15 protein-coding genes are annotated in these 12,488 nt (G+C 69.7%); 10 read left to right on the top strand and 5 right to left on the bottom strand.

Going from position 1 to position 12,488, the window contains the following annotated elements; translation table 11 throughout:
* The first annotated feature begins 47 nt into the window (after positions 1 to 47).
* Positions 48 to 524 (top strand): hypothetical protein, encoded by a 477-nt coding sequence (locus DTA22_RS00135; RefSeq protein ID WP_112298142.1) that lies wholly within the window; start codon positions 48 to 50, stop codon positions 522 to 524.
* 13 nt (positions 525 to 537) lie between these two features.
* On the opposite strand, the gene DTA22_RS00130 is transcribed toward DTA22_RS00135, so the two are convergent.
* From DTA22_RS00130 to DTA22_RS00120, 3 genes are all read right to left on the bottom strand, one after another.
* Positions 538 to 1,749, bottom strand: coding sequence for an RNA polymerase sigma factor (locus DTA22_RS00130; protein ID WP_037238950.1), 1,212 nt, complete (start codon positions 1,747 to 1,749; stop codon positions 538 to 540).
* A 1-nt stretch (position 1,750) separates the two neighbouring features.
* Entirely contained in the window at positions 1,751 to 2,110 is a 360-nt protein-coding gene (locus DTA22_RS00125) for a YciI family protein (protein WP_037238947.1), read from the bottom strand.
* Between the two features lie 119 nt (positions 2,111 to 2,229).
* Positions 2,230 to 2,784, bottom strand: a complete 555-nt coding sequence (locus DTA22_RS00120) for a helix-turn-helix domain-containing protein (protein ID WP_037238945.1) — start codon at positions 2,782 to 2,784, stop codon at positions 2,230 to 2,232.
* A gap of 86 nt (positions 2,785 to 2,870) precedes the next feature.
* Between DTA22_RS00120 and DTA22_RS00115 the strand changes: the two genes are divergently transcribed.
* From DTA22_RS00115 to DTA22_RS00090, 6 genes are all read left to right on the top strand, one after another.
* Positions 2,871 to 3,545 carry an AzlC family ABC transporter permease gene (locus DTA22_RS00115; protein WP_112298141.1) on the top strand — a complete coding sequence of 225 codons (675 nt, stop codon included), beginning with the start codon at positions 2,871 to 2,873 and terminating at the stop codon, positions 3,543 to 3,545.
* Positions 3,542 to 3,865: an AzlD domain-containing protein gene (locus DTA22_RS00110; protein WP_112298140.1), complete on the top strand. Its 324-nt coding sequence runs from the start codon at positions 3,542 to 3,544 to the stop codon at positions 3,863 to 3,865. Before DTA22_RS00115 ends, DTA22_RS00110 begins: the two co-directional genes overlap by 4 nt.
* A gap of 17 nt (positions 3,866 to 3,882) precedes the next feature.
* Positions 3,883 to 4,707 (top strand): MBL fold metallo-hydrolase, encoded by an 825-nt coding sequence (locus DTA22_RS00105; protein WP_112298139.1) that lies wholly within the window; start codon positions 3,883 to 3,885, stop codon positions 4,705 to 4,707.
* Positions 4,708 to 4,767: 60 nt separating this feature from the next.
* A complete protein-coding gene (locus DTA22_RS00100; RefSeq protein WP_112298138.1) occupies positions 4,768 to 5,568 on the top strand; it encodes a helix-turn-helix domain-containing protein in 801 nt (266 codons plus the stop codon).
* Positions 5,569 to 5,581: 13 nt separating this feature from the next.
* Complete coding sequence (locus DTA22_RS00095; RefSeq protein WP_009480519.1) at positions 5,582 to 5,755, top strand: hypothetical protein; 174 nt, start codon at positions 5,582 to 5,584, stop codon at positions 5,753 to 5,755.
* A 182-nt stretch (positions 5,756 to 5,937) separates the two neighbouring features.
* Positions 5,938 to 7,332: an NAD(P)/FAD-dependent oxidoreductase gene (locus DTA22_RS00090; RefSeq protein WP_037238933.1), complete on the top strand. Its 1,395-nt coding sequence runs from the start codon at positions 5,938 to 5,940 to the stop codon at positions 7,330 to 7,332.
* Positions 7,333 to 7,412: 80 nt separating this feature from the next.
* On the opposite strand, the gene DTA22_RS00085 is transcribed toward DTA22_RS00090, so the two are convergent.
* On the bottom strand, positions 7,413 to 7,874 hold the full coding sequence (locus DTA22_RS00085; RefSeq protein ID WP_112298819.1) for a PaaI family thioesterase: 462 nt from the start codon (positions 7,872 to 7,874) through the stop codon (positions 7,413 to 7,415).
* A 250-nt stretch (positions 7,875 to 8,124) separates the two neighbouring features.
* Positions 8,125 to 8,898, bottom strand: a complete 774-nt coding sequence (locus tag DTA22_RS00080) for a hypothetical protein (RefSeq protein ID WP_037238930.1) — start codon at positions 8,896 to 8,898, stop codon at positions 8,125 to 8,127.
* Between the two features lie 185 nt (positions 8,899 to 9,083).
* Between DTA22_RS00080 and DTA22_RS00075 the strand changes: the two genes are divergently transcribed.
* Genes DTA22_RS00075 through DTA22_RS00065 form a run of 3 tightly spaced genes read left to right on the top strand, consistent with a single transcriptional unit; the run spans position 9,084 to position 12,486 of the window.
* Complete coding sequence (locus tag DTA22_RS00075) at positions 9,084 to 10,553, top strand: FecCD family ABC transporter permease (protein ID WP_112298137.1); 1,470 nt, start codon at positions 9,084 to 9,086, stop codon at positions 10,551 to 10,553.
* The gene (locus DTA22_RS00070) at positions 10,550 to 11,656 is read left to right on the top strand and encodes a FecCD family ABC transporter permease (RefSeq protein WP_037238928.1); all 1,107 of its coding nucleotides are present in this window, start codon (positions 10,550 to 10,552) and stop codon (positions 11,654 to 11,656) included. The genes DTA22_RS00075 and DTA22_RS00070 overlap by 4 nt, the downstream gene beginning before the upstream one ends.
* The gene (locus tag DTA22_RS00065; RefSeq protein WP_037238925.1) at positions 11,653 to 12,486 is read left to right on the top strand and encodes an ABC transporter ATP-binding protein; all 834 of its coding nucleotides are present in this window, start codon (positions 11,653 to 11,655) and stop codon (positions 12,484 to 12,486) included. Before DTA22_RS00070 ends, DTA22_RS00065 begins: the two co-directional genes overlap by 4 nt.
* Positions 12,487 to 12,488 lie beyond the last annotated feature (2 nt).

Raw genomic sequence — 12,488 nt, 5'->3', positions numbered from 1 at the left:
ATACCGTGACGTCCGGAGTGAGACCGCCGAGAACGAAGGTTCCGCTGATGACACTCGTGCCCCGGGCCGCGGTCACGCTGATCGCCGCAGGCCCCCTCGCCCTGCTCCTGGTCGCACCCGCCGCCGCGGACCCACCCGACGTGACACTGACCGCCGCCGTGGCCGGGAGCGTCGTCACGACGACGATCACGAACGACACCGGTGCGGACATCGTGTGCGGACTCGGCGGACTGCACGCGGCCGACGACATCGTGAACCCCGAGTCGGTGGCGGTGTTCCACGAATCGAATGTGGTGATCGGGCCGGGACCGCGGGACTTCGTGTTCGACGCGGTGCCCGACGGCGACTATCTGATCCACTGGATCTGCAGTGAGAACGCGGGACCCGGTGACGAGGTGTGGGGTTCGGCGCCGCTCCCGGAGACCGCGTACGCGAAGCCCGCGACGGCGGAGCCCCTCCCCGTCACCGTGCGCACGGAAACGTGTTTCGGGTCGGTGTGCCTGCCGCCGGGGCTCGGTCTCTGACCGGCAGCCCGCGTCACCGGAGCGAATCGCGTTGCGCCCGAAGAAATTCCCGCTCGGCCGCGTTGCCGGTGCGGTCCCGTGCCGCGTCGTACGCGTGCGCCGCCTCGCCGGGACGTCCGAGGCGGCGGAGCAGATCGGCCCGCACCGCGTGGAACAGGTGGTACTTGTCGAGGTCGAGTCGGTCGACGAGTGCCAGCCCCTCCTCCGGTCCCCTGATCTCGGCGACGGCGACCGCCCGGTTCAACGCCACCACCGGACTCGGCGCCACCGACATCAACTGGTCGTACAGCTGCAGTATCTGCCACCAGTCGGTGTCGGCGGCCGTGTCCGCGTCGCTGTGGACGGCGTTGATCGCGGCCTGAATCTGATACTGCCCGGGCGTGTTCCGTCGCAGGCACTCCCGCACCAGCATGTGCCCCTCGGCGACGAGGTCCCGATCCCACCGCGTGCGGTCCTGATCGGGCAGGAGCACGAGCCGTCCGTCGCCGTCGGTGCGGGCACCTCTCCGCGACTCGATCAGCACCATCAACGCGAGCAGCCCGGTGACCTCCGGTTCGTCGGGCATGAGCGCGGCCAGGACCCGGCCGAGGCGAATGGCCTCGGCGCACAGGTCCGCCCGCGTCAGCCGATCCCCCGAACTGGCCGTATATCCCTCGTTGAAGATCAGATAGACCACGGCCAGGACGGCGCGGAGGCGGTCCGGCAGATCCGCCTCGTTCGGTACCCGGTACGGGATCCGGGCGTCCCGGATCTTCCCCTTGGCCCGGACGAGGCGCTGCGCCATGGTCGGCTCGGGCACCAGGAATGCGCGCGCGATCTCCGCGGTACCGAGCCCGCCCAGGAGGCGGAGGGTCAGCGCGACCTGGGCGGTCGGTGCCAGCGCCGGGTGGCAGCACGTGAAGATCAGGCGTAACCGGTCGTCGTGCACGACGCCCTCCTCCAGCGGTTCGTCGGGGGCGAGCACCAGGGCGGCCTGCGCGTGCCGGTCGTGGCGGGAGGCCTCGCGCCGGAGCCGATCGATCGTGCGGCGCCGGGCGGTGGTGATGATCCATCCGGCCGGGCTCGGCGGCAGCCCGGCCGAGGGCCACCGCCGCACCGCCTCGGTGAACGCGTCCTGGACGGCGTCCTCGGCGATGTCGATGTCGCCGAACACGCCGACCAGGACGGACACCGCGCGACCGTGTTCTTCACGGAACACGTGTTCGATGTCGGCGGACGAGATCACGTCAGTCGCCGGCTCCGCCGTGGTGGGCGAACGGCCGGACCTCGATCGGGAGGGTCGTCGCCCGGGTGAGCTTGCGACCCCAGACGAGGGCGGCGTCCAGATCGGGCGCCTCGACGATGGTGAATCCGCCGAGATGTTCCTTGCCTTCGGTGTACGGGCCGTCGGTGACCAGCACGTCACCGCCCTGGGCCCGCAGCACGGTCGCCGTGGTGGGGGCGCACAGTCCCCCGCTGAACACCCACGCGCCTGCCGACACCATCTCCTGGTTGAGGGTGTCGAGATCGTCGCCGATCTTCGCGAGGACGTCGGGTTCGGGAGCGGGGCCGTCGGGCTGGTACACGCTCAACAGGTATTGGGTCATCTCGGGTTCCTCCTCGGATCGGACAGCCGGCGCCTTCGGATGTGGCGGGCTCTCACCTCCTATACGAACGTCGCCCTTCCGAATCGACACTCTGCACGGAGAAAGTTCGCCGAATGTCCTCAGTTGTGCTCGGACACCAGGACGGCGCGGGTGCCCGACTCCAGCGCCTCGAACACATGTGCGACATCACCGGGGTAGGCGATGTAGTCGCCGGGTCCGAGTTCGATCGGGTCGCCTGCCACGCCGACGAGTGCGCGGCCGGCGCTGAGGATGACGTGTTCGACCACGCCGGGCATGTGCGGTTCGGACTCCCGGGCCGGGCCGGGTTCGACGGCGAGGCGATACAGGTCCCGGCGCGCGGACGGTGGGCAGGACGCGACGAGGGTGGCGCGGTAGTCGGATCGGTCGGAGATCAGTTCCGGTCCTTCGTCGGCCCGGATGACCTGGACGCGGGGCCGGGGCGGGTCCAGGAGTTGCGACATCTGCACGTCGAGTGCGACGCAGAGGGCCCACAGGGTTTCGACGCTCGGGTTGCCGCCCCCCGATTCCAGTTGGGACAGTGTGGATTTCGCGACCCCGGCGCGGCGGGCGACCTCGGTCAGGGACATGCCCGACCGTTCGCGTTCGCGCCGCAGCGAGGGTCCGATGTATCCGAGTGGGGACTGCCCTGCCATGGTGTGCCTTCCCGACGTCCCTGTTCATTATTTTGGGTGCTACGTTCGCCTTGACGAACACACGCCCTCTGTTCAGTATAGAAGTCATGCGTTCGATGAAGCGAACACTCGATTCGCGGGTCCTCCGGAACATCGCCCTGGTGTGCCTGGCCGACGGACTGGTCGGCATGTCGTACGGCGCCATCGCGGTCGGTTCCGGCCTGGACGCATGGTTGCCCGTCGCGCTGTCGGTGCTGGTCCTCGCCGGTTCGGCGGAGTTCCTGTTCGTCGGCATCGTCGCGGCAGGCGGCAGCCCGGTCGCGGCGACGATCGCCGGACTGCTGGTGAACGCACGTCACCTGCCGTTCGGTCTGGCGGTCGGTGACGCGCTGGGGCGTGGGCTGCGCCGCGTCGTCGGCAGTCACCTGATGAACGACGAGTCGGTGGTGTTCGCGCTCGGGGAGACGGACCCCGACCGCAGGCGCGCCGCGTACTGGGCGTGCGGTGTGGGGATCGCGGTGTGCTGGCCGCTCGGGGCCCTGCTCGGCGCGGTCGCGGGCACGGCGATCGGCGACCCCGCCGTGCTGGGGCTGGACGCCATGTTCCCCGCGGTGCTCCTGGCCCTGGTGCTGCCGGCGCTGCGCGATCGGGACGTGCGGGTGCCGACGCTGGTCGGCGGTGTGGTCGCCCTGGCCGCCACGCCCGTCCTGCCCGCCGGGCTTCCGGTGCTGGCGGCGCTGGTGGGGTTGCTCGCGGGTGTGCGGCGGAAGGTGCTGCGGTGACCGGGAACCTCGTGCTGATCGGGTCGGTCGGGGTTCTCGCGGCGGGGACGTTCGCGTTCCGATTCGCGGGCCCGGTGCTGCGACCGCGGATCGCCACCCGACCGTGGCTGGAGCGGGCCATGGCCACGGCCGCCGTGGTTCTGCTCACCGCGCTGGTGGGCACGACGGCGCTCACCGAAGGCCACGAACTCGCCGGAGTGGCGCGTCCCACCGGCGTCGTCGTCGCCGGCCTACTCGCCTGGCGGAAGGCGCCTTTCGTCGCCATCGTCCTGTCGGCGGCCGCCACGACTGCCGGATTGCGGCTCCTCGGCGTGCCGTGAGGATGCATGATCGAGGGGTGTTATTTCATCTCTGCGCCACGTGCGGCGTCGAACAGGACCCGAACACCCCACTCCCCGACGAGTGCGCGATCTGCGCGGACGAACGCCAGTACATTCCGCTGGGCGGTCAGGAGTGGACCACCGTGGAGAAGCTGGCCGGTGCGGGGTACCGCGCGGTCGAACACGAGGTCGAGCCGGGGTTGCACGGCCTGTACGTGGATCCGAAGACCGCGATCGGCCAGCAGTCCCTGGTGATCCGCACCCCCGCCGGGTCGCTGCTGTGGGATCCGATCGGGTTCGTCGACGACGCCGCCGTCGACGCCGTCGCCGCGCACGGCCCGGTCATCGCCGTCGCGGGCAGCCACCCGCACATGTTCGGCGTCCAGACGCAGTGGTCGAAGGCGTTCGGCGACGTGCCCATCCTGGTGGCCGACGCGGACCGCTCCTGGTTGGCGCGGTCCGACGGCCCGATCGTGTTCTGGTCCGGAACCCACGAGGTGACGCCGGGCCTGACCCTGCACCAGATCGGCGGGCACTTTCCGGGCAGCGCCGTCGCGCACTGGCGGGACGGCGCCGACGGCCGGGGTGTCCTCCTCACCGGGGACGGCGTCTTCCCCAACCCGGACCGGCGCACGGTGTCGTTCCTCCGGTCGTACCCCAACCGGCTGCCGCTGTCCGCGGCGGTGGTGCGGCGCATCGCGGACCAGCTGTCGCATCTCGAGTTCGACCGCATCATCGGCAACTTCGACAACGTGATCGACGGCGACGGCCGGGAGGCGCTCGAGTATTCGGCGACTCGGCACTGCGCGTGGGTGACCGGGGAGTTCGATCACCTCACGTGACGGCTGCGCCATGACGTCGGAGGTAATGGGGCGGCGATCCGCCCGACCTAGGCTGGCCGGATGACCACCCTCGACGATCGGCGCGCGTCGCATGTCGGCACCCACCTGCGGGCGTGGCGGGAACGCCGGCGGCTCAGTCAGCTGGAACTGGCGCACCGGGCGGACATCTCGGCGCGGCACGTCAGTTTCCTGGAGACCGGGCGGTCGAATCCCACGCGGGCGATGCTGCTGCGCCTCAGCGAGCATCTCGACATTCCCCTGCGCGAACGCAACGCACTGCTCCTCGCGGGTGGTTTCGCGCCCGCCTTCCCGGAGCATCACCTCTCGGATGTGCCGATGGCGTCGATCGCCGACGCCATCGGGAAGATCCTCACCGCGCATTCCCCGTCGCCGGCGGTGGTCGTCGACCGGCACTGGAACTTGGTGGACGCCAACGACGCGGTCGCGGTACTGACCGAGGGGTGCGCCGCGGAGCTGCTCGAGCCGCCCGTGAACGTCCTGCGGTTGAGCCTGCACCCGGATGGGATGGCGCCGCGCATCCTCGACCTGCCGCAGTGGCGGGGGCACCTCCTGCACCGCCTGCGCCATCAGATCGCGGTCACCGGCGACGAGGTACTGCGTGACCTGCTGGGCGAATTGGAGGGCTACCCCGGTGGCGCCGTCGACGCCGCCGAACTGCCGGGGTCGCTCGTCGTGCCGTTGCGGATCCGGCACCACGACACGGTGCTGGCGTTCGTCAGCACGACGACGATGTTCGGCACTCCCCTCGACGTGACGGTCGCGGAGCTGGCCATCGAATCGTTCTTCCCCGCCGACGCGGTGACAGCGGCTACCCTCCGCAGTAGCGTGAGCAGCGACTGAGGAGGTAGGTCTGATGGACTTGACAGCAATTGGTGTCGGTTTCGGCTACGTGGTCGTAGTCCTCACCATTCTTGTCGTCGTGGTCGGGGTGTCGGCACTGTTCGTGTTCTCGATCAAATCGGATTTCATTCCGCCGGAATCGCCGGGAACTCCCACCGGGCGGAAGCGAATCGGCAGGGCGGAATAGCCGCGTACGCACCGGAAGGCGGGCAGTTCCTCACGGAGGGACTGCCCGCCTTCGTGTATGGACGGGGCCTCCGGTTTCTGGATCGATTCCGCTGTGGAGCCGGGCGAAGCAACGCTTACTGAGACGCTCGGGGACAAGGCGACTACCGTGACAGGAGTCGTCTATTTTTCGAGGAGCACGGAATGAGTATCAAGTCGGTAGAGTCACGCCGCCATCGCGTCGTGGTCATTGGATCCGGCTTCGGTGGGTTGTTCGGCACACAGGCGCTGAAGAATGCCGATGTCGACATCACCATGATCGCCCGCACCACTCACCACCTGTTCCAGCCGTTGCTGTATCAGGTGGCGACCGGCATTCTCTCCGTCGGCGACATCGCGCCCGCCACCCGGCTGGTGCTGCGCAAGCAGAAGAACACCCAGGTGCTGCTCGGCGATGTCGACAAGATCGATCTCGAGGCGAAGACGATCACCTCCCGGTTCCTGGACCGGACCACCGTCACCCCCTACGACAGCCTGATCGTCGCGGCCGGCGCAGGCCAGTCGTACTTCGGCAACGATCATTTCTCCGAGTTCGCGCCGGGCATGAAGACCATCGACGACGCCCTCGAACTGCGCGGCCGCATCCTGGGCGCCTTCGAGCAGGCCGAATTGTCGAGCGATCCCGCCGAACGCGCGCGGCTGCTGACGTTCGTCGTCGTCGGTGCCGGTCCGACCGGTGTCGAGCTCGCCGGCCAGATCGCGGAACTGTCGCGGCGCACCCTGTCGGGGGCGTTCCGCAACATCGATCCCCGTGAGGCGCGCGTGATCCTGCTGGACGGTGCGGACGACGTGCTGCCCGTCTACGGCGGCAAGCTGAGCCGCAAGGCCCGCCAGCAGCTGGAGAAGCTCGGCATCGAGATCCAGTTGGGGGCGATGGTCGTCGACGTCGACGTGGACGGCCTCGTCGTCAAGGACAAGGACGGCACGCAGCGCCGGATCGAGTCGCAGTGCAAGGTGTGGTCGGCCGGTGTGCAGGCGAGCCCGTTGGGCAAGCAGATCGCCGACCAGTCGGATGCCGAGATCGACCGGGCGGGGCGCGTCCTGGTGAAGCCGGACCTGTCGGTGCCCGGCCACCCCGAGGTGTTCGTGATCGGCGACATGATGGCGCTCGACAAGCTGCCGGGTCTGGCGCAGGTCGCGATGCAGGGCGGCAAGTACGCGGCCAAGCAGATCAAGGCCGGCCTGAGCGGGCAGAAGCCGGAGGACCGGCCGCCGTTCAAGTACTTCGACAAGGGCAGCATGGCCACCATCTCGCGGTTCAGTGCGGTGGCGAAGGTCGGGAAGCTCGAGATCAGCGGGTTCATCGGCTGGGTGGCCTGGCTGGGGATTCACCTGATGTATCTGGTCGGGTTCCGCAGCCGGCTGTCGACGCTGCTGTCGTGGACGGTGACGTTCCTCGGTCGTGGGCGCGCGCAGATGGCGTCCACCGAGCAGTGGGTGTTCGCCCGCAACGCGATGGAGCAGCTGGAGCGACACGAGCGGGAGAAAGAGGCCGCCGAGAAGTCGTCCGGCGGCGCGCAGCGCAAGGCCGCGGGCTGACGCCGGCTCACACCTGACGTGAACAGAGCGGAGGGGACGGACCTGCCGGGTCCGTCCCCTCCGCCGTGCGCGGGGTGCGGTCAGTTGCCGAGGCGTCCGGTGTCGGTGATGTTCGCGAGCCGGACCTGCCCCTTGGAGACGAGCCGATCCTGTTCGTCGGTGATCCGGACCTCCCACAGCTGCTGGGTGCGTCCGCGGTGGACGGGGCTGGCTTCGGCGGTCAGCGTGCCCTCTCGCGTCGCGCGGAGGAAGTCGGTGTTGTTGTTGACGCCGACGACGTGTCCGCGCCCGCCGAGCCAGACCGTGCCCGCGGCGCTGGCCACCGATTCGATGACGGAGCAGTAGACGCCGCCGTGCTGGATTCCGGCCGGCTGCTGCAGGTCGGGGGTGACCGTCCACTGCGCGCGCACGCGGTCGGGTGCCAGTTCGGTGTATTCGAGTCCGATGAGGGCGTCGAAGCCCTTGCCCAACTGATCGGCCAAAGCGGCGGTGTCGATCCGCCCGTCACCGTTCGATGCCTGCTGTTCCCCGGAATCCACCATCACACTCTCCATCGGATCGCTGTGCGCTCTTGCGGCGCACCCGATCTCCTGCCTACACGACGGGGCGGGCGGCGGGCCATGCAGGTGGGGGAAACGGATCGGCGGGCCTCACACTGTGTCAGCGTGAGGCCCGCCGGGGGATGGACCTGGGAGTCACTGCAGCCCTCAGGACTCCGGCGCGGTCCGGTAGTTCGGTTCTCGGCGTTGGCATTTCTGCCTGGCGCCTGGGACGAGTATAGGCAAGGCTGCCCTAATTAAGCAAGCGCTTCCTCGCCTGCCCCGGTCGGCCGCAGTGCGGGCGCGTGATCCGGCTCTTCGAGCGGACCGGCACCCCGGCCGCCACGAACGCGTCCAGGATCCCCTGCCCGCGGCGCTGCGCGGCCGCCTCGCCGCCACCGGCGAGAATCGGGATGTACGTCGCGGCCCCGAGCACGGCCTCCCCCACGAGCCCCCAGAATCGGTTTGCGTCGATCGGCGTCAACCGGGCGATCGCGTCGAACACCGCATGCAGTGAGGTGAGGCTGCGGTGCACCGTCCAGAGCAGCAGCGCCCGCTCGCACGGCACGGTGACCGTCCGGGGCGCACCGGCGTAGGGGTCGTCCGGCAGCACGCGCATGGTGTCGTCGGCGACACCCGCCCAGTCGATCCCCTCGTCGCTGTCCATGTGGATCCACAGGTTTTCGAGCCCGGGGTCCCATGCGCGCCCCTCCAGGACGACGAGGGCGGTGACGCGCCCGACCACGGCGTGAATGAGCGCGGTGGCCACCTGCATTGCGGCGACGTCCGGGTCGGGAACGTCCTCGAGCGAGCGAGCCCACATCCGGGGCACCCGGTCGCCGTCGAGGTCGTCGGCGAGCGACCACCACCGGCGTTTACCCTCGTCTGCCATCGTCGCGACCGCATACATGCGCGGATATTCGGCGTTCAGCGCGCGAAGTCGTGTGCAGGACACGTCCAGTGCGGTCGCGGGGGCGGACAGGGTCGAAGTCACCGTGCACTCCAATCGGTCGGGATGGAACATCACCAAACATAGGTGAGCCTAACCAAATATCAAGACTTGACATCATGTGATGTGAGGCACCCCCGCCGATCGCGGCGCACGGGACGCCCCGCCGGATGTGGCATCAGAGATAGGGTTCCGTAACCTAAGTAGTTGAATTCAGTGCAGATCCGGTGCACAGGCACACACGTCAGGAGCTTCCCCCGCCAGTGACGACGACGCGACAGTTCGGCAGCGACATCCCGCACCTGCCGACCGACGAGCCCTACGGGAAGCGCGACGTCCCGCGCGGACCCGCCCCGCTGTACCTCCGGGCACTCGCGGGACTGCTCGACATCGGGATAGTGGCCATCCCCCTAATCCTCGGGTGGTACATCGTCGACTCCCTCCGCGACGACAACGGCGGCGGGCAGGCCGACCGGGTCGTCTTCGGCGGCGCCGCCGTCGCGATCGCCCTCGGACTCGCACTGTGGAACCGCGGATTCCGCGAGGGCAACACGGGGCAGAGTTCGGGCAAGGGCTGGGTCGGCCTCGTCACCCGCGACACCCACACCCACGACGCGATCGGCCCGAAACGGTCGCTGCGGCGGGTGTTCCGGCGTTCCGGAACCGAAGTCGTGCGGGAGAGCACCGCGTCCGACGAGGGGTTCACCGTCCGTGAGAAGGACGTGTCGGTCGCGGCGATCCGGCGTCGTCGGCTCGTCGGGCTGGGCGTCCTCGTGGTCCTCCTCGGGTTGGTGCTGCTCGCCAGCGTCGCGGTCGGGGCGCGGCCACTGTCGTTCGCGGAGATCTTCCACGCCCTGTTCGATGCGGACGGTTCGCAGACCGACATCATCGTGCGCACCCTCCGCGGCCCGCGCACCGCGCTCGGGCTCGTCGTCGGCATGGCGCTCGGTGTCGCGGGCGCCCTCATCCAGGGGCACACCCGCAACCCGCTCGCCGACGCCGGCCTCCTCGGTCTCAACGCGGGCGCCGCGTTCCTCGTGGTGCTGTCGATGTACCTGTTCGGGTTCAGCGCGCCCAGCGAATACCTGTGGTTCGCGTTCGCCGGGTCGTTCGCCGCGAGCGTGATCGTGTTCGGGCTGTCGTCCATCGGGAACGGGGCGGCGAGCCCGCTGAGCCTGGCCCTGGCCGGCGCCGCCGTCGCGTTCTTCCTGCAGGCGATGACCAACGCGATCATCATCGTCGACCAGTCCAGCCTCGACTCCTACCGGTTCTGGGTGGTCGGGTCGGTGGCCGGCCGCGGCTTCGACGTGCTGTGGCAGGTGCTGCCGTTCCTCATCATCGGTTTGATCCTCGCCCTCGTCAGCACACCGGGCCTGAACGTCCTCAGCCTCGGCGAGGACGTGGCGCGGTCGCTGGGCACCAACATCGCGGCCAGCCGCGCACTCGGCATCGTCGCCATCACCCTCCTCACCGGTGCGGCCACCGCGGCGTGCGGTCCGATCGCGTTCATCGGTCTCGTGGTCCCCCACGTCGCGCGGGCGATCACCGGCCCCGACTACCGGTGGCTCGTCCCCTACGCCGGCCTCCTCGGCGGCGTCATGCTCGTGACCGCCGACGTCATCGGACGCGTCGTGGTCCGGCCGGGTGAGTTGCAGGTGGGCATCGTGCTGGCCGTGTTCGGCGCACCGTTCTTCATCGCGTTGGTTCGGCGCAGAAAGTTGGCAAGCCTGTGAGCACTCGAGACGAAGTGCGCCCCGACCTCGGGGCGGCCCCGGCGTCCCGGGTCCCGGCACGCCCCGCGTTCCGGCTCGGACCGATCTCCCTGGTCCTGCGCCCCCTCGGCATCGCCGTCAACGTCGCGCTGCTCGTGGCGCTGTTCCTGGTGCTGTGCCTCAACATCGGTCGCGGCGACTACCCGCTGTCGATCCCCGAGGTCACGCGGGTGCTGTTCGGCGGCGGCACGAAGGCCCAGAACTTCATCGTCATGGATCTCCGCCTGCCGCGGTCGCTGACCGGTGTGTTCATCGGCATGGCCCTCGGCCTGGCCGGGGCCATCACCCAGTCGATCGCCCGCAACGCCCTGGCCAGCCCGGACATCCTCGGCATCACGTCCGGTGCCAGCGCCGCCGCGGTCGCGCTGATCGTCCTCGGTGGCGGCGGCAGCTTCGTCGGCCTCCTCGCCACCCTGGGGATCCCGCTGGCCGCCCTGTTCGGCGGATTGCTCACCGCGCTGGTCATCTACGTGCTCGCGTGGCGCGGCGGGGTGGAGGGCTACCGGCTGATCCTGATCGGCATCGGTATCAACGCCATGCTGATCGCGGTCACCGGCTGGCTGCTGATCTCGGCGGACATCAACGACGCGTCGCGGGCCCAGGTGTGGCTCAACGGCTCCCTCAACGGCGCCGCGTGGAGTCAGGTGTGGCCCGTCACGATCGCCGTCGTCCTCGTCGGCGGCTACGCGGTGATCTCGTCGTTCACGATGGGGGCGCTCCGCCTCGGCGACGACAACGCGGTGTCGCTGGGTGTGCGGCTGCAGTGGTCGCAGGCCCGGCTCCTGCTCATGTCCGTCGCGCTCGCCGGCATCGCGACCGCGGCAGCGGGTCCGGTCGGGTTCGTCGCCCTCGCCGCACCGCAGGTGGCGCTGCGGCTGGTCCGGTCCGCCGGCCCGCCGCTCATCGCGTCGGCCCTGACCGGCGCCGTGCTCGTGGTGGGCAGCGACGTCGTCGCCCGCACGATCCTGCCCGTCGAGCTGCCGGTGGGTATCGTGACCTCGGCGCTCGGAGGCCCATTCCTGCTGTATCTGCTGGTTCGCAACAATCGGAAGGTCTCGGCATGACCGTGCAGACTGACTCTCGACTGATCGCCGAAAACCTGAGCCTCGGGTACGGCGACCGGGTCATCGTCGACAACCTCGACCTCGAGGTGAGGACCGGGGTGATCACCACCGTCATCGGACCGAACGGCTGCGGCAAGTCCACCCTGCTGCGCGCGCTGGGGCGGCTGCTGAAGCCGCGCAGCGGTTCGGTGCTGCTCGACGGCAAGGCCATCGGATCGATGCGCACCAAGGACGTCGCCCGCACGCTGGGCATGCTCCCCCAGGCGCCGCTGGCCCCCGAGGGGCTCACGGTGGCCGACCTGGTGGCCCGCGGCAGGCACCCGCACCAGTCGTGGCTGCGGCAGTGGTCGTCCGACGACGAGGGCGAGGTCGCCGAGGCGCTCGCGCTGACCGGGGTGTCCGACCTCGCGGACCGCCCCGTCGACCAGTTGTCGGGCGGTCAGCGGCAGCGGGCCTGGATCTCGATGGCACTGGCGCAGGGAACCGACATCCTCCTGCTCGACGAACCCACCACCTACCTGGACCTGGCGCACTCGATCGAGGTGCTCGACCTGGTGGACCGGATGCACGAGGAGCTGGGCCGCACCGTGGTGATGGTGCTCCACGACCTGAACCTCGCGATCCGCTACAGCGATCAGCTGATCGTCATGCGGGACGGCGCGATCGTCGCGGCCGGGGCGCCGAAGGACATCATCTCCGCCGAACTCCTGCTCGAGGTGTTCGGTCTCGAGGCCGCGGTCATCGGCGACCCGGTGTCCGATCGCCCGCTGGTGGTGCCGATCGGCACCCGCCACGTGTACGGCGCGGTCGGCGGGCCGGAGACGAAGTAGCG

It is taken from the genome of Rhodococcus wratislaviensis (assembly GCF_900455735.1).
GTDB classification, from domain to species: domain Bacteria; phylum Actinomycetota; class Actinomycetes; order Mycobacteriales; family Mycobacteriaceae; genus Rhodococcus_F; species Rhodococcus_F wratislaviensis.
The sequence above is the reverse complement of the archived record's forward strand: the minus strand, read 5'-3'. Positions and strand labels throughout refer to the sequence as shown.

Coding starts and splice junctions, on each gene's coding strand:
- DTA22_RS00135 (WP_112298142.1), top strand. CDS start 48: ATGACACTCGTGCCCCGGGCCGCGGTCACGCTGATCGCCGCAGGCCCC.
- DTA22_RS00125 (WP_037238947.1), bottom strand. CDS start 2,110: ATGACCCAATACCTGTTGAGCGTGTACCAGCCCGACGGCCCCGCTCCC.
- DTA22_RS00120 (WP_037238945.1), bottom strand. CDS start 2,784: ATGGCAGGGCAGTCCCCACTCGGATACATCGGACCCTCGCTGCGGCGC.
- DTA22_RS00115 (WP_112298141.1), top strand. CDS start 2,871: ATGCGTTCGATGAAGCGAACACTCGATTCGCGGGTCCTCCGGAACATC.
- DTA22_RS00100 (WP_112298138.1), top strand. CDS start 4,768: ATGACCACCCTCGACGATCGGCGCGCGTCGCATGTCGGCACCCACCTG.
- DTA22_RS00095 (WP_009480519.1), top strand. CDS start 5,582: ATGGACTTGACAGCAATTGGTGTCGGTTTCGGCTACGTGGTCGTAGTC.
- DTA22_RS00090 (WP_037238933.1), top strand. CDS start 5,938: ATGAGTATCAAGTCGGTAGAGTCACGCCGCCATCGCGTCGTGGTCATT.
- DTA22_RS00085 (WP_112298819.1), bottom strand. CDS start 7,874: ATGGTGGATTCCGGGGAACAGCAGGCATCGAACGGTGACGGGCGGATC.
- DTA22_RS00065 (WP_037238925.1), top strand. CDS start 11,653: ATGACCGTGCAGACTGACTCTCGACTGATCGCCGAAAACCTGAGCCTC.